A 21,665-nucleotide genomic window follows, 5' to 3' on the forward strand; every position below is an offset into this window, starting at 1 on the left:
GCATGTCCCTTCAGGGGGAGGGGCGCTGGATCGCTCCCGGAGAGCTGTTCTTCTCGATCACCGACCGTCAGGGGCGCATCGTCGCGTCCAACTCCGTCTTCGAGCGCCTCTCGGCCTACGGCCGGGACGAGTTGATGGGCGCGCCTCACAACATCATCCGGCACCCCGAGATGCCGGGCGGCGCGTTCCACCTCATGTGGGACACGCTGCTGTCCGGCCGTCCGTTCGCGGCGTACGTGCGCAACCTCGCCAAGGACCGCGTGCCCTACGACGTGTTCGCGACCGTGACGCCGCTCGGCGACGGGTTCTTGTCGGTGCGCAGCGCGCCGCAGTCCGCCGCCCTGCGCGCGGCGGCCTACGACCTCTACGCCGAGGTCGCCCCCCTGGAGCGCGAGCGCCGGGACGAGGGCGCCTCGGCCGCCGCAGCCGCCGCGCACGGGGCGGAGCAGCTCGCCGCGCGCCTCGCCGCGCTGGGCTTCGCCTCCTATGACGAGTTCATGTACTCGGCCCTGCCGACCGAGGTTGTGGCGCGCGTGGCCGTGTCGGGGCCCCGGCGCCCGTCGACCGACCCGGGCACGGTCGGGCGCATCCTCGCGGCGGCGCTCGACATCGACTCCGGGCTGGTCGCCGCGATGGACCGCCTCGACGCCCTGGAGCGGCTGGTCGAGAGCCTGCGGGCGGCCTCCTGCGAGGCGTCGACGACGGCGTCGGAGCTGCTGGAGGTCACCCGCCTGGCCGACGTCGCCTCCCAGCGTGTGGAGGCCTCGGCGCCGGTGCTGCGCCGCACCACGCAGGCGATGACGTCGCTCGTGGGCGGGCTGACCGTGACCCTGACGGCGCTGTCGGGCGAGTTGACCGCCGTGCGCCTGGCCGTCATGGAGCAGCGCTTCCTGATCGCCCTGGCGCGGCTGCACAACGACATGGTCATCCTGTTCGCGCAGGAGGTGCTGCAGGGCCGGGCCCCGCAGCAGGCCCTCGGGTACGTGCGCGCGCTGTGCGAGACCCTGAGCGACGACCTGAGCCGAATGGCGGACGCCGCGGAGGCGACCTCACGGCGCCTGGGCCTGATCCGCCAGGACGTCGACCGCGCCCGCGAGGAGCTTGAGGGCTACCGCGTGTTCCTGAGCACCTGGCGCATCCAGGTGCCGCGTTACGGAGTCGCGAGGCAGGTCGGCCCGCACGTCGGCCCGATCGACTCGCACCTGCGTCGGGGGCACGACCGCATCGCCGACCTGCGGGCGCTCGCCCAGCAGTGCGAGGCGAACGCCACGCCGGTCGACACCGGCGAGCTGGTCGGCCCCGTCTGGCGGATCCTCGAGTCCGCCGGCGCCGCGATCGGGGGGTGGCGACCGTGAGCCGGCTGACCGACGTCCTGGTCGGACGCGGACTCGTCGCGCCCGAGACGCTCGCGCGCGCTCAGGCGGCGCACGAGCGCAACGGGCGTGGCCTGGTCCAGACGCTCCTCGACGACGGCACGGTCAGCGAGCAGGCCATGCTCGCGACCCTGGCCGAGCAGGCGGGGATGCCGTTCGTCGACCTCGACGCCGAGCCCGTGGACCCCGAGACGGCCAACCTGCTGCCCGATTACGTGTGCCGCCGCCACACGATTCTGCCGATCGGCCACGACGGCGACACGGTCCTGATCGCGACTGCGGACCCCGGCAACGTGCTCGCCCTCGACGACGCGAAGGCCCTGCTCGCCGTCTCCGTCTCCCCCGTCCTGGCGACGCCGACGGCGTTGCGCAACGCCATCAGCCGCTACCTGCGCTCGGACACGGAGATCGCCGGCATCGCGCACTCGCTCGGCGCCGCGGCCGCGGGCGACGAGCTCGACCTGTCGCGCGTGGGCGACTCGGTCGCCGCCGACAGCCCCGTGGTGCGGTATGTCGACCTGCTGGTCCGCCAGGCGATCTCCGACCGCGCCAGCGACATCCACATCGAGCCCACCGAGCACGACGTGCGGGTGCGCTACCGCATCGACGGCGTGCTGCACGAGACGCAGCGCGCGCCGCGGCAGATCAGCGGGGGCGTCATCTCGCGCGTCAAAATCCTGGCCGATGTCGATATCGCGGAGAAGCGCAAGCCGCAAGACGGGCGCATGTCGGTGGTGCACGACGGAAAGAAGGTCGACCTGCGCGTGGCGACATTGCCCACGGTGTGGGGCGAGAAGGTCGTCATGCGCATCCTCGACAACTCGACGACAAGCCTGGACGTGCGCGACCTCGCCCTTCTCGACGAGAACTTCGAGAAATACCATGCCGCCTACTCCAAGCCCTACGGAATGATCCTCGTGACGGGTCCGACGGGGTCGGGAAAATCCACGACGCTGTACGCGACCATCAACGCGGTCTCACGCCCCGAGATCAACGTCATCACGGTCGAGGACCCGGTCGAGTACCGCCTGCCCGGCATCAACCAGGTCCAGGTCAACCCCAAGGCGGGCCTGACGTTCGCCAGCGCGCTGCGGGCGATCCTGCGCTCCGACCCCGACGTCGTCCTGCTCGGCGAGGTCCGCGACCACGAGACCGCGCAGATCGCCATCGAGTCGGCGCTCACCGGGCACCTGGTGCTGTCCACACTGCACACCAACGACGCGCCGTCCGCGGTCACCCGGCTCGTCGAGATGGGCATCGAGCCCTACCTTGTCGGCTCGGCGCTGGACTGCGTCGTCGCGCAGCGGCTCGCACGCCGGCTGTGCGAGCGGTGCCGCGCGCCGCACACGCCCACACGCGAGGAGCTGCGCGCCGCGCGGTACCCCGGTTCGGACGACGACCCGATCCCCGAGCTCTACCGCCCGGTCGGCTGCGTCGCCTGCTCCGGGACCGGGTACCGCGGCCGCGTCGCGCTCCACGAGGTCATGCCCGTCACCGAGGAGATCGAGTGGCTCGCCGCCGATCGGGCGTCGGCCGGGACCATCGCCCGGACCGCCCTGAGCCAGGGCATGGTCACGCTGCACGTCGACGGTTGGCGCAAGGCGGCCTCGGGCGTCACCTCGGTCGAGGAGATCTTGCGGGTGATCGCATGAGTGCCCCGACTCTTGACCTCGACGCGCTGCTGAGCCAGTGCGTGGCGGCCAGCGCGTCCGACGTCCACCTCGCGGCGGGCATGCCGCCCACGCACCGCGTCGACGGACGCATCTGCGCGGTGCCCGGGTGGCCGGCCCTGACCGACGCCGTCCTGCGCCCGGCGCTGCTCGCGCTCCTGAGCGAGCAGCAGCGCGATCGCTTCACGCGCGAGCTGGAGCTGGACCTGTCGCACTCGGTCGGCCACGGCGCGAACTTCCGCGTCAACTACTACCAGCAGCGTGACGGCCTGGGCGCGGCGTTCCGCCTGATCCCGACCGTCATCAAGCCGCTGCACGAGTTGGGCATCCCGCAGGTGGTGCGGCGGTTCGCGACGCTGCCGCGGGGCCTGGTGCTCGTGACGGGCCCCACGGGCGCCGGCAAGTCCACCACCATGGCCTCGATCATCGACCTCGCGAACGCCGCGCGCTGCGACCACATCGTGCTGATCGAGGACCCGATCGAGTTTCTGCACCGCTCGCGGCGCAGCATCATCACGCAGCGCGAGGTCGGCACCGACACCGGCTCGTTCAAGTCCGCGCTGGTGCACGCCCTGCGCCAGGACCCCGACATCATCGTGATCGGCGAGATGCGCGACGCCGAGACGATGGCGATCGCCCTGCGGGCGGCGGAGACCGGGCACCTGGTGTTCGGGACGCTGCACACCCAGGACGCCGCCTCCAGCATCGATCGCGTCGTCGACGAGTTCCCCGGCGACCAGCAGGCCCAGGTCCGCACGCAACTGTCGGCGACGCTGCAGGGCATCGTGTCCCAGACGCTGTGCCGGCGCGCGGACGGGCGCGGCCGCGTCGTCGCCACTGAGATCCTCGTGGCCACGCCCTCGGTGCGCGCGCTGGTCCGGGACGGGCGGCTCCACCAGCTCTATTCGACGATGCACACGGGCTCCGACCACGGGATGCAGACGCTCGACCAGAGCCTCGCGGACCTCGTGCGCCGCGGAGAGGTCACGTTCGACGAGGCCGGGGCCAGAGCCCGCCGGCTCGACCAGTTCTCCGAGCTGTGCGGGCGCAGCGCCCGCATGGTCGCCGGGGCGCAGGTCTGAGGCCGCCATGAGACACACCTTCGAGTACACACTCGTCCAGCCGTCCGGCTCCACCGTCAAAGGCCGGATCGAGGCGCCCGACGAGCAGGCCGTGGCCGCGCGGCTGCGCGAACTGGGCCTCACCCCGACCCGGATCACCGTGGTCTCCGGCAGTGTGCTGCACCGCTCGATCACCCTCGGGGAGAGGCGCCCGCGGCCCAAGGACGTCGCGATCGCGCTGCGCCAGCTCGCGACCATGGTCAACGCCGGGCTCTCCCTGCCGCGGGCGCTCGCAGTGCTGCGCACCCAGACGGCGGGGCAGGCGTTGGAGTCGACCATTCAGTCGGTCGAGCAGGACGTCCGAGACGGTGAGACGCTCTCGCGCGCGCTCGAACGCCACCCCCGGGTGTTCTCGCCCGTGACGCTTGCGATGGTGCGCTCGGGAGAGACCGGCGGCTACCTCGACGACGTGCTCGCCGCGGTCGCGACGATCATGGAGAAGGAGATCGCGCTGCGCCGCACGGTGCGCACGGCGATGGTCTACCCGGCCGTCGTGCTGGCCATGGCCCTGCTCGCGGTGGCCGCGATGCTGCTGTTCATCGTCCCGGTGTTCCAGGAGATGTTCGACGGCCTCGGCGCCGAGCTCCCCTGGGCGACCCAGATGCTCGTCGGCGCCTCTCAGGTCTTCCGGGTCGCGATCGGCCCGCTGGCGCTCGCGCTGTGCCTGTGCGCCTGGTGGTGGCGGCGCCACCGGACCGACGCCGACGTCCGGGCCAGGCTGGACCCGGTCAAGCTCCGGACGCCGATCTTCGGCCCCCTGCTGCGCAAGGTGGCGCTGTCCCGGTTCAGCGGCAACCTCGCCACGATGGTCCGCGTCGGCGTGCCGGTGGTGCCCGCGCTCGCGACGGTCGGGGCCACCAGCGGCAACGTCGTCATCGAGCGGGCCGTCGAACGCGTGCGTGAGGCGGTCCACGACGGTGCGACGCTCGGCGACGCGATCGCAACCGAGGCGGTCTTCCCGGCGATGCTGCGCCAGATGGTCGCCGTCGGCGAGGACTCGGGCTCGCTCGACACGATGCTCGCCAAGGTCGCCGACTTCTACGACCAGGAGGTGGAGGCCGCGACCGCCTCGCTCACCAGCGTGCTTGAGCCGCTGCTGATCCTCGTCGTCGGCGTGATCGTCGGCGCGATGCTGCTGGGCCTGTACATGCCGATCTTCTCGATCTCGGACGCCGTCAACTGACGCGCGTCCCCACGAGCCACGGAGCGTCCGCCGGCGACGACCCGTCGCACCACCCCCGCCGGCAAGTCAGCACCACAAGGAGAACCATCGTGAGGCAACACCACCACCGACCGGACAAGGAGGCGGGCTTCTCGCTCGTCGAACTGCTGGTCGTGATCATCATCATCGGCATCCTCGCCGCCATCGCGATCCCCCTGTTCCTCAACCAGCGTCAGAAGGCGTACGACACCGCGGCCAAGTCCGACGTGTCGACGCTCGGCAAGGAGATCGCGACCCTGTGGGTCGACAACAGCCCGACGAGCATCACGGTCACGATCGATGGGACCAGCTACCAGCTCGACTTCGTGGTTGACACAGGAACGAAGACTCTTGACGTCGGGCCAGTCTCGAATGGCGTCAAGCTTGAGGGAAGCGACACGGGCGTCTCGACGTTCACTGTCGTTCCTGAGGCCGCCGGCCCCCTCGACCGGATGAGCTGGTGCGTCGGCGTGATCCACCCGCGCGGCCAGGAGAAGAACTGGAAGTACACCGCCTCGGGCGGCCTGAGCGCGGGCACCTGCACGGCCTAAACGGTGCCGTAGCCACCCGGCGCCGCCTCGGCCGCGAGCGCGCACCGGCCACCACGGCCGGGGCGGCGCCACCCCCTCCCCCTGCGACACGTCCCCACCCCTGGAGAGGCACGCCCATGTCCCGCCACCCCGCGCCGCCGCACGCGCCGGGTCGGGCCGACGACGCCGGCTCGACCCTGGTCGAAGTCGTGCTGGCCGCGCTCCTCCTGGGACTGCTGGCCGTCGTCGGGACGGCCGCCGTCGTCCAGGGTCAGCGCGTCACTGTCGCCAACCGGGCGCGCGTCGTCGCAGCCCACCTCGCGGCGCGCGAGCTCGACTTCGCCCGTGGGCGACTGGCCGCCACCCCCACCGCAGCCGTCGAGATGGTCGACGAGGGCGACGTCGTCAACGAGCACCCCGTGGATGAGACGCGCGCGCCCGGCGACCGGGACGCGTACGTCGTCGACGGGATGCGGTACACCGTGCGACGTGTCGCGCGGCTGCGCGACCTCGGCGCGACGGCCCCGTGTGGCGATGCCGTCATCGGCGCGAGGAGGCTCGCCACCGACGTCGCCGTGACCGTGACCTGGCAGGACATGGGGTCCGCGCTCCCGTTCACCCTGCGGCAGATCGTCACGGCGCACCGCGACGCCGCCACCGCCTCGCAGGACGCCCTGGTCGCGGTCACCGTCACGGACCACCACGACCAGGGGGTCGAGGGGGTCCGAGCCACGGTGGCCGGCGCCGGTGCGCCGGGGCGCTCCGCGCTGACCGACTCCGCGGGGTGCGCGCTCGTCGCGGTCGCCGCGCCGCCGTCGGGCGAGGGGATCAACGTGACGCTGACCGCCGAGACCCCGCATGTGGACCCGAGCGGGAACACGGCGCCCTCGCGCGCGCTGTTCGGGGTGGCGCCATCGCAGATCACCCGGACGGCGTTCACCTACGCCCGCGCCGGGACGCTGCTCATCCACCTGTCCGGCGCCGCCGAGGACAGCCCCATCACGATCATGCGCCCGGACGGGACCTTGACGATCGCGCTCCCCGACGCCGGATCGGGCGGGGCCCTGATCACCGTGGCCGACGCGTATCCCGGCACGTGGGCCGCCTACCCCGGCGCCGCCGGCCTCCCCCCGGGACAGGAGTACCCGAGCGTCACCGTGCTGCCCGGCGAGACGGCGGACCTGCACGTGGTGATCCCATGACGGCGCGCGCACGCCAACGGGAAGCCGGGGTCACATTGGCCGAGTTGGTCGTCGTCATGATGGTCGGCTCGGTCGTCCTGGCGCTGGTCGGCGCCCTGACCGTCGGCCTGCTTCGGTCCAACGCGCGCAACCTCGCACGCCAGGAGCAGGTCGACGCCGCGCGGACGGGCGTCTCGTGGCTGTCGCGCAGCCTGGAGCGGGCCGTGGCGCCCAGTGCGGTGTCCGACCGCCTCACCGGTGACCTCGCCATCCTCGCGGCGAGCGACACCGAACTGCGGTTCTATGCGCTGCTCGACGACGGCGGATCGGACGTCGAGGCGACCGGGCCGAGCCTGGTGACATTCGCCGTGCTCGACGGCGCCCTGCACCGGATCGTGCGGCGCCCCGACCCGTCGCCGACAGGGGACTGGACATTCACGTGCGGCGCGACGCAGTGCCCCGACCTGCACGAGGACCTAGTGGTGGCCCGCGGCGTCACCGGTGCGGTGTTCCGGTACGTCGACCGCGCCGGAGGGCGCCTGCCCGCCGACGCCTCCGCGCGCACCCTGACCGAGGCGGAACGCGCGGCGGTCGCCTCGGTCGAGGTGTCCATCGTGATCGCCGACCCCGCCGACCCCGGCGCGACCACCACCGTGCTGGCTCGCGTCTCCCTGCTGGACTACTGGAGCGAACTGTGATGCGCACCCCCGTCCCGGCGCCCACCGCGCACCCCCGATCGGCTGAGGACGGCGTCGCGATGGTCGCGGTCCTCACCGCGCTGGTCCTCGTCTCGGTCCTGGTGCTCGGCTCGCTGGCGCACCTGTCGGCGAGCGTGCGGCTCTCGCGCGTGGAGCAGGACCGCACGGCGGCCGAGGCGGCGGCCCGCTCGGGGGTCAGCGACTTCCTGTCCCGGATGCGGATCGACCCCGACTACCTCGACAACGCCGACCCCGCGAGCCTGGACGCCGGCAACTACTGCCACAACCCCGCCGTCGCCGGCCCGGACGTCACCCTGCCCGCCGCAGGGAGCCCGGCGACGCCCGTGTGCGCCAATCTGACGCACGTCACGCCTTACGGCTGGGTCGCCGTCGAGCACGGCCGCGCCGCGTCGCCCGAGACGCCGTCGTTCCACTACCGCGTGGTGCGGCACGACACCGCGCAGCGGGAAATCCTGTTGGAGTCCGTGGGTCGCGCGCGCGACGAGTTCCGGACGCTCCAGGCGCGCATCGCCCTGCCGTCGAGCGCCGACTACGTCTACTTCAGCGACTACGAGCTCGCCGACCCGCATGACCCGATCTTCTACCCCGAGAACGTGGTCTACCCAGGGACGCAGACCACGTCGGCGGCCTGCGGCGGCCTGGGTCCTGAGAGCGACCAGCTCTCGTACGCCTGGGACCCCACCCCGCCCGCACCCCGGACCTACTTCATCCATGGCGACCGCGGCAACGTCGAACAGCCGTGCTTAGTCCGCGCGTTCTCCGCGACCGACGTATTGACCGGGAAGGTGCACTCCAACGACACGATCCTCGCCAAGGCAGGTGTGACACTCGGCTACCTCTCAACGTCGCACCCGGGATGCGCGAGCGCCGACCCGTCGGACGGAGCCACCTGGAGCCGTTGTGTGGACATCCCGGCCTCCGCGAGCCTGAAGCTCTTGGGTCCACCGACGTACGTGCCAGAGCCACTGGCCATGCCGAGCGTCGTGAAGGTCGACGAGTTGTCCGAGACCGTCGGCTGCCGGTACGCGGGCGTCACCCGGATCGTCGTCAAAGGCCCCACAATGACCGTTTGGAGCAAGGGCACCAAGGAGTCCCGCCCAGCATGCGGTCAGCCGGGAACCGGCCCCGGCCAGCTCGGCAGCAAGGACGGCGCCACGGTCGCGCTTCCCGCCGAGGGACTGGTCTATGTCGACGACGCGACCGGCGTGTCGGGGACCCTCATCTCGGGTGGGCTCGGCGGACCCGCCGGGCGGGAGCTCCCCCTCGGGACGTACACGGGTCAGAAGCCCAAGCCTGGCGCCACGTACCTCTGGGACATCACCTTCGACGCGTCGCTCAAGTACGCCAGCCTCGGCAACCTCCTGGTTGAGGGCATCGTCGACGGGCAGGTGACATTCGCGGCGGCGAAGTCCGTCGTGATCACGGGCGACGTCCTGCTCCAGGGTGGGCGGCAGGGCGACGACGTCGTCGGAATCGTCGCGGGCACCTCCATCGAGGTGTTCCGGCCGTTCGTGGCGAGATTCGACGCACAGAACTGCGAGCACACCTGCGTGTGGTCCGACAACATGGACCCCAAACTGGTCGAGGGGTGGCCCTCTCGCTATGCCGACCCGTCGACGGGGGTCGTGAGCCCGGCCAAGGGAGTCCAGGTGGCCGCGGCGATGCTCGCGCTCAACGGCTCGCTGCGCCTCCAGGAGTGGCGGTCCGGGTGGAAGCCAAACCCGACATACCGGGGCGAGGTGCTGAACGTCTTCGGGTCGATCGCCCAGCGATTCCACGGCGAGACCGCCGGCCGTGACAGTCAGGGGCGCCCGGTCACGGGGTACACCAAGGTGTTCGAGTACGACCCCCGATTGGCCAATGGCCTGCGGCCTCCACACTTCCCCGTCCTCGCCAATGGGGAGTGGACCGTGACCTCGATCGGGGAGCAGCCGACCAACGCCGCGTCGCAGCCCTGACCAGCCCACACCGAACCGCCCGACCTCGCACGACCAGCCGCGCCCGCGCGTCGGCTCACGAAAGGACACTCGCCATGGCCAGAACCCGAGTCGTCGGCCTTGACCTCGGCAGTCGGTGCGTGCGCGCCGCGGAGGTCGAGGTCCACGCCACCCGGTCAGGATCGCACGCCACGCTGCTGCGCTTCGGCGAGGAGCCGCTCGACCCCGGCGCGATCCGCGACGGGGAGGTGGTTCGCCAGGCTCCCGTGGCGCTCGCGCTGCGCACACTGTGGCGGCGCGAACGCCTGCGCTGCAAGAACGTGGTGCTGGGCGTCGGCAACCAGCGCGTGTTCGTGCGCGACCTGTGCCTGCCTGGGGCCCCGCTCGAACGGCTGAGGTCCACACTCCGCTACCAACCCGTGCAGGACCTCCTGCCCGTGCGCGTCGAGGACTGCCTGCTCGACTTCCATCCGGTGCGCGTCGACGATGACGGCGCCGTCCACGGCATGCTCATCGCGGCCCCGGAGGAGACCGTCGACGCGAACACCTCGGCGGTGGTGGCGGCGGGGCTCCGACCGGTCCGGGTCGACCTCAACGCGTTCGGCCTCACCCGGTCGATCATCCACGGGCGGCTGCGCGAGGAGGTCGTGGGCGTCGTCGACATCGGTGCGACGATCACCGACATCATCGTGGTCGACCACGGCGTGCTGCGCATGTATCGCACGCTCGCGACGGGATCGGACGACATGACCTCGGCCGTCCGCCACGCCACGGCGCTGACCGAGCAGCAGGCCGAGGAGGTCAAACGCCACTTCGGCATCACGAGTCCACCCGATGTGCCCACCGACGTCGCCCCAGGGATCGACGCCATGGCCCGACGGGCGCGCGCGCTGGGCGAGTCCATCCGCACGAGCTTCGGCTACTACGCGGCGTCGGCCGGCCGGCCCGTCGTACGCCTGCTGCTGACGGGCCGCGGCGCGCAGACGCCGGGACTGGCCCAGTACCTGTCGACCTCGCTGGGGCTGCCGACCGCGTTCGGCGTGGCTGGCTCCGAGGTCGAGGTCGCCCGCACGGCACAGGGTCATGACCTGACCGGGGACCTGCGCACGTCGCTGCCGGTCGCGCTCGGCCTGGCGCTGGGGGTGGCCGCATGAGCCGCCGCGCCACGGCCGAGGCCGCGGCGCCGAGCAGCGCGCACGCGGCGACGCCGGAGGTGAGCGAGCCGTTCGGCGGACTGCAGGGCGTCAACCTGCTCCCGGCGTCCGTGCGGACCGCGATGGCCTTGCGCAAGCTGCGGATCCGGCTCGCGCTCGTGCTCGCCGTGGTCGTGCTGCTGGTCGTCGGCGCGAGTGTCGAGCTGCGCGTGCTCGAAGCGCAGGCCCGCAGCAGGGTCGACCTCGCCACGAGCGAGACCGCGCGCCTGAACGCCGAACTGGCCAGCTACGCGCAAGCCCTCGACGTTCGCGCGGCGATCGACCGGGCCACCGACGCGCGCACCCTGGCCATGGGCGCCGAGATCCGCTGGGTGGACCTGATCACGCAGATCGAGGCCGTCTGCCCGCCCGGCACGCAGGTCGTCGCGTTCGCCGCTCAGGCCCTCGCGCCCGCCGGGGGGTCCACGGTGGGCGCTCGGGACCCGCTGGCCACTCCCGGGGTGGCCTCGATCACCTTCACGATCACGACGCCCACGCTGCCCGAGACCGCCGCGTGGCTCGACGCCCTCAACTCCATCCCCGGCCTGATGGACGCCACCTTCACCAACGCCACGCTGTCGGACGCGTCCACCGCGCAGGAGTCCGCGCTGTACACGGTCGCCTCGTCCGTACAGGTCAACGTGAAAGCGCTCTCGAACGCGCACGCCGAGGCGGACGACGCCGGGGGCAGCACGCAGGTCGAGGAGACGGAAGCCGACAGCGACACCGAAGGGGCAGGCTCATGAACTCCGGGCGCTCGACCTCCATCATGGCGACGGCGCTGGGGGCGCTGGCGCTGCTCGCCGCCGCCTGGGCGCTGCTGTGGTCACCGGCGCTGGCGCGGATCGGCGAGCTCGACGCCGAGCGCGAGGCCGCCGAGGCCCACCACCAGGAGCTGCGCGCCCACATCGCGCTCGCCGCGCGGGACCACGCGCAGCTCGCCGACCTCCAGACGGACCTGGCCCGCCTGGAGACTCAGTTCCCGACAGCGGTCGACCTGCCGGAGTTCACGCGCGGCCTCGCCCGGCTCGCCGACTCCAGCGGCGCAGCCGTGCGCGGCGTGACAGTCGGCGCCTCGACGCCCGTGACGACGGCGCCGCAGCTTCCCGCAGCGCCGGACGGGACGCCGCCCCCCGCGCTTCCCGAGCCGCCGGCGGGTCTGTACGCCGTGCCGATCACACTGAGCGTGGAGGGCGCCTTCGAGCAGGCCCAGGCGTACGCGCGAGCACTCCAGGAGGCCGACGGCCGCCTGTTCCTGCTCAGCAGGCTCTCGTGGTCGGGCGAGACCGAGGAGGGCGCGGCGTCGTTCTCGATCAGTGGGCACACCTACGTCCTCGCGCCCGCCGGGACGACGGCCCCATGACGGCGCGCCGACGTCACACCCCGGCGCCCCCGGGGCGGTGACCCGCGATGGGACCCATCGCGCCCGCGGGGCTGCTCGGCCTGCTCATCGGCTCGTTCCTCAACGTCGTCATCTGGCGTGTGCCGCGCGGACTGTCGGTGCTGCCGCGCAGCGCCTGCCCGCACTGCGCGGCCCCGGTCCGCGCCCGTGACAACGTCCCCGTCGTGTCGTGGCTCGCGCTGCGCGGCCGCTGTCGCGCCTGCCGCACGCCCATCAGCGTCCGCTACCTGGTCGTCGAGGCCAGCACCGCCGCGCTGTTCGCCGGCGCGGCGGCGTTGACGGGTTGGTCGTGGACGTTGCCCGCAGCGCTGCACCTGGTCGCCGTCGGCGTGGCCCTGGCCTGCATCGACCTCGAACTGCGCCGACTGCCCGACCGCGTCCTGGGCCCGGCGTCCGTCGTCGGCGTCATACTGCTCACCCTCGCCGCATGGAACCCGGGCGGACCGGCTCAGTGGACGGACCTGGGACGTGCGGGCCTCGGCGCGGGGGGTCTGCTGGCGTTCTACCTGGTGCTGGTCCTGGTCTGGCCCGGCGGGATGGGGCTCGGCGACGTCAAGCTCGCGGGGCTGCTGGGCGGGTACCTGGGCTGGTTCGGCGTCGGCGCTCTCGTCATCGGCGGGTTCGCCGCCTTCCTGTTCGGCGGCGCCTTCGCGATCGGACTGCTCGCCTCAGGACGAGCCCGCCCCGGGACGGGCATCCCCTTCGGGCCGTGGATGCTGCTGGGCGCGGCCTTCGGCATCCTTGCCGGCGAGCACCTGTGGGCGCACTATCTCGCGCTGCTGAACGTGTGACGGGGGGCCGGTGCAAGCGCGGAGAACGGCCGGGGCCCCGTCCGCGTCGCGAACGGGGCCCCGGCTGTGTGGTGCGCCATCAGGGACTCGAACCCCGAACCCGCTGATTAAGAGTCAGCTGCTCTGCCTATTGAGCTAATGGCGCGCGGAGGGAAGATTACCAGCATTCGGCGGCGGTCCGTACATCGGACCGCCGCCGTCGCTGTGGTCGGCTCAGGCCAGCTCGGGCTCCTCGAAGGCGCCCGAGAACTGCGACTGGTAGAGCGCGTCGTAGGCCCCGCGGGCCGCGAGCAACTCCTCGTGCGTGCCCTGCTCGACGATGGCGCCGTGCTCCATCACGAGGATGAGGTCGGCGTCACGGATGGTCGACAGGCGGTGGGCGATGACGAACGAGGTGCGCCCGTGACGCAGTGACGCCATGGCGTGCTGCAGCAGCTTCTCGGTGCGGGTGTCGACCGAGCTGGTGGCCTCGTCGAGGATGAGGATCGACGGCTGGGACACGAACGCGCGCGCGATCGTGATCAGCTGCCGCTCACCCGCCGACAGGTTCGCGGCGTCCTCCTCCAGCATGGTGTCGTAGCCGTGCGGCAGGGAGTGGACGAACCGGTCGACGTAGGTGGCGCGCGCGGCGGCGAGCACCTCCTCGTCGGTCGCCGACTGGCGCCCGTAGCGGATGTTCTCCCGGATGGTCCCGGCGAACAGCCACGTGTCCTGCAGCACCATGCCGGTGCGGGCGCGCGCGTCGTGCCGCGTCAGGTCCGCGATGTCCTGTCCGTCGACGAGGATGCGCCCGCCCTGCGGGTCGTAGAACCGCATGAGCAGGTTGACCAGCGTCGTCTTGCCGGCGCCGGTGGGCCCGACGATCGCGACGGTCTGGCCGGGGCGCACGGTGAACGAGAGGTCCTCGATGAGCGGGGCGTCCTGGCTGTAGGAGAAGTGGACGTGCTCGAACTCGATGACGCCCTCCCCCTCGACCGGGGCCGGGGCGTCGACGTCGTCGGGCTCCTGCTCGTCCTCGTCCAGGAACTGGAAGACGCGCTCGGCCGAGGCCGTGCCGGACTGGACGACGGCGACCATCCCGCCGAGCTGCTGCAGCGGCTGGGTGAACATCTGCGAGTACTGGATGAACGCCTGGATCGCGCCGAGGCTCATCGACCCGCCGGCCACCATTAGGCCGCCGATGACGGCGATGGTGACGTAGGACAGGTTGCCGATGAACGACATCGCGGGCCAGATGATCCCGGACAGGAACTGCGCCTTGAACGACTGCTGGTACAGCTCCTCGTTGTCGACGGCGAACCGGGCCTGGAAGTCCGCGCGGCGCCCGAACGTCTTGACCAGCGCGTGGCCGGAGAACGACTCCTCGACGCGCGCGTTGAGGCGACCGACCTTGCGCCACTGGACGCCGAAGGCCTTCTGCGACTTCGGGCCGATGACGCCGAACACCACGCCCATGAGCGGCAGCGAGACGAGCGTGACCAGGGCGAGCTGCCACGACAGCGAGAACATCATGGCGAGCACACCGACGACGGTCAGCACCGCGGTGATGGCGCCCGACAGCGCCTGCTGCATGGTCTGGGTGACGTTGTCGATGTCGTTGGTCACGCGCGAGATGACCTCACCGCGCTGCACCCGGTCGAAGTACCGCAACGGCAGGCGGTTGACCTTGGCCTCGACGTCCTCGCGCAGGCGCCACATGGCCTTGACCATGACGATGTTCGTGATGAAGCCCTGCGCCCAGCCGAGCACGGCCGCGGCGACGTAGATGACCAGCACCGAGACCATGAGCTCGCGCAGGCGGTCGAAGTCGATGCCCTGCCCGGGCACGAAGTGCTCCATGGTCGCGACCATGTCGGCGATCCGTCCCTGACCTGCCTGCCGCAGGCCCGCCACGGCCTCGTCCTGGGTCAGGCCCGCGGGGAACTGCCGCGAGGCGAAGCCCGAGAAGACGACGTCGGTGGCGCGGCCGAGCACGCGCGGCGCCCACACCGAGAGCACCACCGAGGCGGCGCCCATGACCACGACGATCGCCATCGCCACCTTGTACGGCTTGAGCAGGCCGATCATGCGCCCGAACGACTGGCCGAAGTGGTCGGCCTTGCCGGGCGCGACGGAGTCCCAGGAGTCGGAGGCGATGCGGGCCTGCTCGCCCAACTCGATCTCGAGCCGCTCCTCCTCGGTCAGCTCCGGCTCGCTCGCCGGCGCGGACGTCTCAGTCTTCTGCTCGCTCATGCTCCGGCCTCCCCCGTGGTCGCGGACACCGTCAGCTGCGACTCGGCGATCTCGCGGTAGGTCTGGTTGGTCGCGAGCAGCTCCTCGTGCGTTCCGGAGCCGACCAGGCGCCCGTCTTCGAGCACGAGGATCGCGTCGGCGTCGGCGACCGTGCTCACACGCTGCGCGACCACGAGCTTGGTGACCTCAGGCAGCTGGCGCCACAGCGCCTTGCGCAGCCGGGCGTCGGTGGCGACGTCGAGCGCCGAGAACGAGTCGTCGAGCAGCAGCAGCGCGGGACGGCGCAGCACCGCGCGCGCGATCGCCAACCGCTGGCGCTGCCCACCCGAGACGTTGGTGCCGCCCTGCGAGATGCGCGCGCTCAGGCCGCCGTCCATCTCGGACACGAAGTCGCGCGCCTGCGCGATCTCCAGGGCCTCCCACACCTCCTCGTCGGTGGCGTCCTCGCGGCCCAGCCGCACATTGGACCCGACCGTGCCCGCGAACAGGAACGGGCGCTGCGGCACCAGGCCCAGGCTCGCCCACAGCGTCTCGAGCTCGAGGTCGCGCACGTCGACGCCGCCCACCCGCACGGCGCCCGACGTCGTGTCGATCAGGCGCGCGACCAGCGTCAACAGCGTCGTCTTGCCCGCTCCGGTCGACCCGACCACGGCGACGGTCTGCCCGGCGCGCACCTGGAACGAGACCCCGTCCAGGACGGGGTGCTCGGCGCCCGGGTAGGTGAAGGTGACCTGGTCGAACTCAAGCGTGCCCGGGCTGGTCAGCGCGCGCACCGGCGTGGGCGACTCGCGCAGGGTCGACTCGACGTCCAGCACCTCGGCGATGCGCTCGGCCGAGACCGCCGCGCGCGGGATCATCACGGTCATGAACGTGGCGAGCAGCACGCCCATGAGGATCTGGCCCACGTACTGCATGAACGCGAGCAGCGTGCCGATCTGGACGCGACCGGAGTCGACCTCGACCGCGCCGAACCAGATCACCCCGAGCACCGTGATGTTGAGGATGACCATCGCGCCCGGGAACATCAGCACGAACAGCGAGCCGACCTTGCGGCCCACGATCAGCATGTCGGTGTTCGCGACGCGGTAGCGCGCCGCCTCGATGGCCTCGCGCACGAACGCGCGCACCACCCGGATGCCGGTCAACTGCTCGCGCATCACGCGGTTGAGGGTGTCCAGGCGCAGCTGGTACTGCCGGAACAGCGGCACCATCCGGCCGATGATCAGGCCGGCGAAGATCAGCAGCAGGGGCACCGAGACGGCGATGAGCCACGACAGCCGCACGTCCTGTCGCAGCGCCATGATGATGCCGCCCACCGCCAGCAGCGGCGCCGTGATGAGCATCGTCGAGCCCATCATCGCGATCATCTGGACCTGCTGGACGTCGTTGGTGTTGCGCGTGATGAGCGACCCGGCCCCGAAGTGCGAGACCTCACGCTCCGAGAAGCCGCTCACGCGCCCGTAGACGGCGTCGCGCAGGTCGCGGCCCAGCGCCATCGAGGCCTGCGCCGCCAGGCGCGTGGCGATCACCGCCGCCACGATCTGCAGCAGCGAGACGGCGAGCATCACCCCGCCCGTGCGCCAGATGTAGTCGGTGTCTCCCTGGGCCACGCCACGGTCGACGATGTCGGCGTTGAGGCTCGGCAGGTAGAGCATCCCGATCGCGGCGAGGAACTGGAACACCAGCACCCCGGCCAGCAGCCATCGGTACGGGCGCAGGTAGCGCCATAACAGTCGTCGAAGCACGGGCGTGGTCTCCAGGGGTTCCGGTGCGTGGCGCGCGCCGTCAAGGCGCCGCACGAGCCTATGCGCGCGATGCGCGCGACGCGAGGCTTTTCGCGCCGAAATGCGACAACGTTCTCCCCACCGCCTCGTCCGACGGCGGCGAGGTCACCTCGTCGGCGCCCCGCTCCCCTCGCCCAGGGCGTGGAGCAGCACGTCCTCGACGCAGAGTTGAGGCGTGGTCCACCCGAGGCGCCGCACGAGGCCGTCGTCGAGCACGTAGTCGGACTCGACCTGATACATCATCTCGCGCTGCTCGCGAGCCCGGCCGCTGACCAGGGCCGCGACCGTGACCGCCGCCGAGCGCAGGGGCCGCAGCCGCACGGGGCGCCCCCGCAGCCCACCGAGCGCGGTGGCTACCTGGCGCCCCGTGGTCGGGCGCAGCGCGGGCAGGTGCAGCACGGGCGAGGCGCGCAGCGCAGGCTGGAGCGCGATGCGGGCGAGCGCGGCGGCGAGCTCCGGCGTCCACGCGAAGGAGTGCCGCGCGTCGGGGTCGCCCAGCCACGGGAGGGCGCCGCGGCGCCCGCGGGCGCACGCGACGACGTCGTGCCAGGGCAGGATCGAGCTCTGCGCGCCGGGACCGAGGAAGTCCGCCGAGCGGGCGACGACGACGTCCGCCCCCGCCTCCTGCGCGCGGCGCACCTCGCACCAGCCCGCGAGCCGGGCGCGGCCCTTGCGGCTGCAGGGCGCGAGCGGTGACTGCTCCGTGACGGCGCCGTTCGCGCGGCCGTACACGTAGAGGTTGTCCAGCACGGTCAACGGCGCCCCAGACGTGTGAGCGGCGCGCGCGACGGCCGCCAGGAGCGGCGGCCACTGCTCGGCCCACGTCGTGGCGCGGTACGGCATCCCGAGTGTCGCGACCACGGCGGCGCAGCCGTCGAGCGCCTCCGTGAGCCCAGGCCCGTCGTAGGCGCTGAGCGTGTGTCGCTCGACGCCGGGAGCCTGGTCGCCTTCCCCGCCGCCGTCCCCGCCGGCGCGCCCGACGGCGCGCACCGGCACGCCCGCCCGCGCGAGGGCGGCGACAACCAGACGGCCGATCTGCCCGCTGGCGCCCAGCACCACGATCGGGCCACTCACGGCCTCACCGCCGCGGGTCGGCCCGGCGGCGTCGCGCCCGTCGCGCCCGCCGGTCTGGCACTGCGACAGCGATCCAGCGCGTGACCCATCGTCACAGCCTGGCGCCCTCGCACGCCCCGAACACGACGAAGGCTCCGTCCGCGTCGCGGACGGAGCCTTGCCGGTGTGGTGCGCCATCAGGGACTCGAACCCCGAACCCGCTGATTAAGAGTCAGCTGCTCTGCCTATTGAGCTAATGGCGCGCAACGAGCGGATACGTTACCAGCCCCTGGCGCCTGGAGAGAAACCGATCAAGCCCACCGGAGTGTGACCTCGATGACAGTGCACCGAGCGTGTGCCGGGCGCTCAGAGATAGAGCCCGGTCGCCCCCGCTTCCTGCTGCTGCTGGCTCACGCCGTGCACGTCGCGTTCGCGCAGCAGCACGTAGTCGGCGCCGCCCACCTCGACCTCGGCACGCCCCTCGGGGTCGAACAGCACGCGGTCGCCCACCGCGACCTGCCGCACGTGCTCGCCCTTGGCCACGACGACGGCCCACGCGAGCCGCTTGGGCCCCACGGCCGTCGCGGGGATGACGAGGCCCGCCGACGACTGGCGCTCCGACGCGTCGACCTCGGGCTGCACGAGAAGCCGGTCGAACAGCATGCGGATCGGGATGCTGGGGGTGGCTGCCGTCGGCGGCTGCGCTGCGATGGTGCTCACCGGACCAACGCTAGACGACGTCGGCGTGTGGTTAGGCTCGGTGTCCGCACCAACCCCTCGCCTGTGGAGCCTCCCATGCCTCGTCTCGCCGTCGGCGACACCGCCCCCGACTTCGCGCTGCCCACGTCCGACGGCGGTGACCTGTCGCTCGCGGCCGCGCTCGCCGCCCCGGGGCGCCGCGGCGTCGTCGTCTACTTCTACCCCGCCGCGATGACGCCTGGCTGCACGACGCAGGCGTGCGACTTCCGCGACTCGCTGGCCTCGCTGCAAGGCGCCGGGTACGCGGTGGTGGGCGTCTCCCCTGACGGCGTCGACAAGCTCGCGCGCTTCGCCGAGCGCGACCTGCTGACCTTCCCCCTGGCGTCCGACGCCGACCACGCCGTCGCCGAGGCGTATGGCGCGTGGGGCGTGCGCAAGCTCTACGGCAAGGAGGTCACGGGCATCATCCGCTCAACCGTCGTCGTCGCACCCGACGGAACGGTCGCGCTCGCGCAGTACAACGTCAAGGCGACCGGGCACGTGGCACGGTTGCGCAAGGCGCTGGGCGTCGACTGAGCGACAACGGTGCCGGAGGCGGGACTCGAACCCGCACGCCACAGGGCACGGCGACCTAAGCGCCGCGTGTCTGCCAGTTCCACCACTCCGGCCGGCCGCGCCAGTCTAGAGGGCGTCGCGCGGCGGCGCGCTCACCCGGACACGCGCCCGCCACTGGTCCACACCTTTGGCGGCGCGTGACGGTCATACAGGGCGTCCGGCCCAATGGTCCGTACCTTGACGCCACAGTGACGTGGGTCATATGGTCACCGCAAGAACTGACATCGAAGTCAGATTCATACGCGGGAGTGGCCATGACTACTCGGCTCGCGCAAGCACTCCAGGATGATCCGACGGCGAGCGCCGGCTTGCTCGTCCTGCGAGCGTCGATCGGCCTGCTCATCCTCGGGCACGCCGCGCAGAAGACGTGGGGCGCGCTCGGCGGCGAGGGGCTGACGGCGACAGCCGCCATCTTCGAGCGGGTGGGCTATCGCCCCGGCCGCCCCATGGTCGTGGTCGCCTCCATCCTCGAACTGCTTGCGGGAGCCCTCCTCATCGTCGGCCTCCTGACGACGCTCGCCGGCGCCCTGCTCACCGCCGTCATGGCGGTGGCGTGCTCCGCCCACTGGCCCCGCGGACTCTGGGCGGCCCACGGCGGGTTCGAGCTCCCGCTCCTGTTCGGCGTCGTCGCCGCCGCGCTCACACTGACAGGCCCGGGCGGCTGGTCGCTCGACGCCGTCGTCGAGCCATCCCTGCCGCCCGCGACGGCCCTCGTCGTCCTCCCCCTCGCCCTGGCCGCCGCCATCGGCGCCATCGCGCTGCGCAGCGCGGGTCAGGCGAAGACGCCGTCGCGATCCCCCCGTGCCACGCCCGCCCCACCGCTGGAGAAGAAGCACCGCCCGCGCCATCGACCCTGACGACCATGACCGGGAGAGAACCCATGAGACCGACCGCGAAGACCGTCGCGCCCGTGCTGACCCTCGGACTGCTCATCGCCGGATGCTCCGCCAAGGCAGAACCCGGCCCCCAGCCGTCTGCCACGGCCGAGGTCCACGGAGGCGACGGCGTCACCACGGGCCCCGGCGTCACCGACGACACGATCACCCTCGGCGCCCTGGTGCCGCTGAGCGGTCCGATCGGGGGCCTGGGACAAGATGCCGTCGCCGGGGTCAAGCTCTACTTCGACGAGGTCAACGCCGCGGCAGGCGTGTGCGGGCGCGAGGTCGTGATCGAGGCGCGCGACAACAAGTGGGACCAGCAGGAGACGCTGACCCAGTACACCGGGCTGGCCGGCAAGGTCGCCGCATTCGCGAACCTCTCCCCCGGCGACCATGCGCTCACCCTCAAGGACCGGCTCGACAACGACGGCCTCGCCGTCATGGCCGGGTCCTATGACCCGCTGCTGCTCGACGTGCACCAGGCGTTCATGCCCGGCAGCCCCTACGACGTCGAGGCGGTCAACGGCATCGCCTACCTGATCGAGCAGGGCGTCGTGGCCAAGGGCGACACCATCGGGGTCATCGCCTACCCGGTCGGCATCGGCGCCGCGGTGACCAAGGGCGTCGACGGCGCGGCCGAGCACTTCGGCCTCACGGTCGAGCACACCAAGATCGACAGCACCGCGCCCGACGCGACCGCGCAGGTCAACGCGCTCAAGCAGGCCGGCGCGAAGGTCATCGTCATGGGCACGGCCGGGGCCGCCGTCGTCTCCGCGGCCTCGGTCGCCGCCGCGTCCGACTATCGCGTGACCATCCTGGCGACCAACCTGCTGTCCCAGGGCGACGTCCAGGGCGCCGCGAAGGACGCGATCCTCAACCACGTCGTCCTGGTGTCCAACAGCGCGCCGTTCAGCTCGCGCGCCCCTGCGGTCCGCAATCTCCTGGCCGCGTGGCAGGACCAGGCCGACGGCCGTCCGATCAGCACACCGGTCGGCGCCGGATACCTCCTGGCCAAGGTGCTGACCGTGGCGCTGCAGCAGGCCTGCCTCGACGGCGACCTGACCCCGCACGCCATCACCGCGGCGCTGTCGACGGTCGGCAAGATCGACACCGAAGGGCTGAGCGTCGACCTCGACTACTCCACGCCCGGGCAGCCGCCGTCCCTCGAGACGTTCGTCCTGCGGCCCGACGCCGACGCCGACGGCGGCGTGGTCGCCGTGACCGAGCCCTTTGCCAGCGACGCGGCCCGCGCCTACGCCTCCGCGCGCGGCTACACGAAGTAGCCG

At 72.1% G+C, this 21,665-nt stretch carries 19 protein-coding genes and 3 tRNA genes; 15 read left to right on the forward strand and 7 right to left on the reverse strand.

Annotated features, from left to right (window positions below; translation table 11 throughout):
• The first annotated feature begins 2 nt into the window (after nucleotides 1-2).
• The 12 genes from EV386_RS09040 (at nucleotide 3) to EV386_RS09095 (ending at nucleotide 13,118) form a co-directional block, all read left to right on the forward strand.
• A complete protein-coding gene (locus tag EV386_RS09040) occupies nucleotides 3-1,355 on the forward strand; it encodes a PAS domain-containing protein (protein WP_130414270.1) in 1,353 nt (450 codons plus the stop codon).
• Entirely contained in the window at nucleotides 1,352-3,025 is a 1,674-nt protein-coding gene (locus EV386_RS09045) for a GspE/PulE family protein (protein ID WP_130414272.1), read from the forward strand. Before EV386_RS09040 ends, EV386_RS09045 begins: the two co-directional genes overlap by 4 nt.
• A complete protein-coding gene (locus tag EV386_RS09050; RefSeq protein WP_130414274.1) occupies nucleotides 3,022-4,125 on the forward strand; it encodes a type IV pilus twitching motility protein PilT in 1,104 nt (367 codons plus the stop codon). Before EV386_RS09045 ends, EV386_RS09050 begins: the two co-directional genes overlap by 4 nt.
• A gap of 7 nt (nucleotides 4,126-4,132) precedes the next feature.
• Complete coding sequence (locus EV386_RS09055) at nucleotides 4,133-5,347, forward strand: type II secretion system F family protein (RefSeq protein ID WP_130414276.1); 1,215 nt, start codon at nucleotides 4,133-4,135, stop codon at nucleotides 5,345-5,347.
• Nucleotides 5,348-5,436: 89 nt separating this feature from the next.
• Nucleotides 5,437-5,916, forward strand: a complete 480-nt coding sequence (locus EV386_RS09060) for a prepilin-type N-terminal cleavage/methylation domain-containing protein (RefSeq protein ID WP_242607899.1) — start codon at nucleotides 5,437-5,439, stop codon at nucleotides 5,914-5,916.
• 116 nt (nucleotides 5,917-6,032) lie between these two features.
• Complete coding sequence (locus tag EV386_RS09065) at nucleotides 6,033-7,097, forward strand: hypothetical protein (RefSeq protein WP_130414280.1); 1,065 nt, start codon at nucleotides 6,033-6,035, stop codon at nucleotides 7,095-7,097.
• On the forward strand, nucleotides 7,094-7,774 hold the full coding sequence (locus EV386_RS09070; RefSeq protein ID WP_130414282.1) for a prepilin-type N-terminal cleavage/methylation domain-containing protein: 681 nt from the start codon (nucleotides 7,094-7,096) through the stop codon (nucleotides 7,772-7,774). The genes EV386_RS09065 and EV386_RS09070 overlap by 4 nt, the downstream gene beginning before the upstream one ends.
• The gene (locus tag EV386_RS09075; protein ID WP_130414284.1) at nucleotides 7,774-9,753 is read left to right on the forward strand and encodes a hypothetical protein; all 1,980 of its coding nucleotides are present in this window, start codon (nucleotides 7,774-7,776) and stop codon (nucleotides 9,751-9,753) included. Before EV386_RS09070 ends, EV386_RS09075 begins: the two co-directional genes overlap by 1 nt.
• 74 nt (nucleotides 9,754-9,827) lie before the next feature.
• Complete coding sequence (pilM, locus tag EV386_RS09080) at nucleotides 9,828-10,886, forward strand: type IV pilus assembly protein PilM (protein WP_130414286.1); 1,059 nt, start codon at nucleotides 9,828-9,830, stop codon at nucleotides 10,884-10,886.
• Nucleotides 10,883-11,671 carry a hypothetical protein gene (locus EV386_RS09085; protein WP_130414288.1) on the forward strand — a complete coding sequence of 263 codons (789 nt, stop codon included), beginning with the start codon at nucleotides 10,883-10,885 and terminating at the stop codon, nucleotides 11,669-11,671. Before pilM ends, EV386_RS09085 begins: the two co-directional genes overlap by 4 nt.
• Nucleotides 11,668-12,288 carry a hypothetical protein gene (locus tag EV386_RS09090; protein ID WP_130414290.1) on the forward strand — a complete coding sequence of 207 codons (621 nt, stop codon included), beginning with the start codon at nucleotides 11,668-11,670 and terminating at the stop codon, nucleotides 12,286-12,288. The genes EV386_RS09085 and EV386_RS09090 overlap by 4 nt, the downstream gene beginning before the upstream one ends.
• Before the next feature lie 47 nt (nucleotides 12,289-12,335).
• Nucleotides 12,336-13,118 carry a prepilin peptidase gene (locus EV386_RS09095; RefSeq protein WP_130414292.1) on the forward strand — a complete coding sequence of 261 codons (783 nt, stop codon included), beginning with the start codon at nucleotides 12,336-12,338 and terminating at the stop codon, nucleotides 13,116-13,118.
• Nucleotides 13,119-13,187: 69 nt separating this feature from the next.
• Here the strand turns inward: EV386_RS09095 and EV386_RS09100 are convergent.
• The 6 genes from EV386_RS09100 to EV386_RS09125 all read right to left on the reverse strand — a co-directional run bounded on the left by EV386_RS09100 (nucleotide 13,188) and on the right by EV386_RS09125 (nucleotide 18,850).
• Nucleotides 13,188-13,263, reverse strand: a tRNA-Lys gene (locus tag EV386_RS09100).
• A gap of 68 nt (nucleotides 13,264-13,331) precedes the next feature.
• Nucleotides 13,332-15,350, reverse strand: a complete 2,019-nt coding sequence (locus EV386_RS09105; protein ID WP_130414294.1) for an ABC transporter ATP-binding protein — start codon at nucleotides 15,348-15,350, stop codon at nucleotides 13,332-13,334.
• Nucleotides 15,347-17,095: an ABC transporter ATP-binding protein gene (locus EV386_RS09110; RefSeq protein WP_130414296.1), complete on the reverse strand. Its 1,749-nt coding sequence runs from the start codon at nucleotides 17,093-17,095 to the stop codon at nucleotides 15,347-15,349. The genes EV386_RS09105 and EV386_RS09110 overlap by 4 nt, the downstream gene beginning before the upstream one ends.
• Nucleotides 17,096-17,239: 144 nt before the next feature.
• Complete coding sequence (locus EV386_RS09115) at nucleotides 17,240-18,208, reverse strand: NmrA family NAD(P)-binding protein (protein ID WP_165399882.1); 969 nt, start codon at nucleotides 18,206-18,208, stop codon at nucleotides 17,240-17,242.
• A gap of 166 nt (nucleotides 18,209-18,374) precedes the next feature.
• A tRNA-Lys gene (locus tag EV386_RS09120) sits at nucleotides 18,375-18,450 on the reverse strand.
• Nucleotides 18,451-18,553: 103 nt separating this feature from the next.
• Nucleotides 18,554-18,850: a GroES family chaperonin gene (locus EV386_RS09125; RefSeq protein WP_130416853.1), complete on the reverse strand. Its 297-nt coding sequence runs from the start codon at nucleotides 18,848-18,850 to the stop codon at nucleotides 18,554-18,556.
• A 132-nt stretch (nucleotides 18,851-18,982) separates the two neighbouring features.
• On the opposite strand from EV386_RS09125, the gene bcp reads away from it, so the two are divergent.
• The gene (gene bcp / locus EV386_RS09130) at nucleotides 18,983-19,462 is read left to right on the forward strand and encodes a thioredoxin-dependent thiol peroxidase (protein WP_130414300.1); all 480 of its coding nucleotides are present in this window, start codon (nucleotides 18,983-18,985) and stop codon (nucleotides 19,460-19,462) included.
• A gap of 10 nt (nucleotides 19,463-19,472) precedes the next feature.
• Here bcp and EV386_RS09135 read toward each other — a convergent pair.
• Nucleotides 19,473-19,554: transfer RNA gene (locus EV386_RS09135), tRNA-Leu, on the reverse strand.
• A 201-nt stretch (nucleotides 19,555-19,755) separates the two neighbouring features.
• Here EV386_RS09135 and EV386_RS09140 point away from each other — a divergent pair.
• Complete coding sequence (locus EV386_RS09140) at nucleotides 19,756-20,358, forward strand: DoxX family protein (RefSeq protein ID WP_130414302.1); 603 nt, start codon at nucleotides 19,756-19,758, stop codon at nucleotides 20,356-20,358.
• 23 nt (nucleotides 20,359-20,381) lie between these two features.
• A complete protein-coding gene (locus tag EV386_RS09145; protein WP_165399883.1) occupies nucleotides 20,382-21,662 on the forward strand; it encodes an ABC transporter substrate-binding protein in 1,281 nt (426 codons plus the stop codon).
• The last annotated feature ends 3 nt before the right edge of the window (nucleotides 21,663-21,665 follow it).

It is taken from the genome of Xylanimonas ulmi, assembly GCF_004216535.1.
GTDB classification, from domain to species: Bacteria; Actinomycetota; Actinomycetes; order Actinomycetales; family Cellulomonadaceae; genus Xylanimonas; species Xylanimonas ulmi.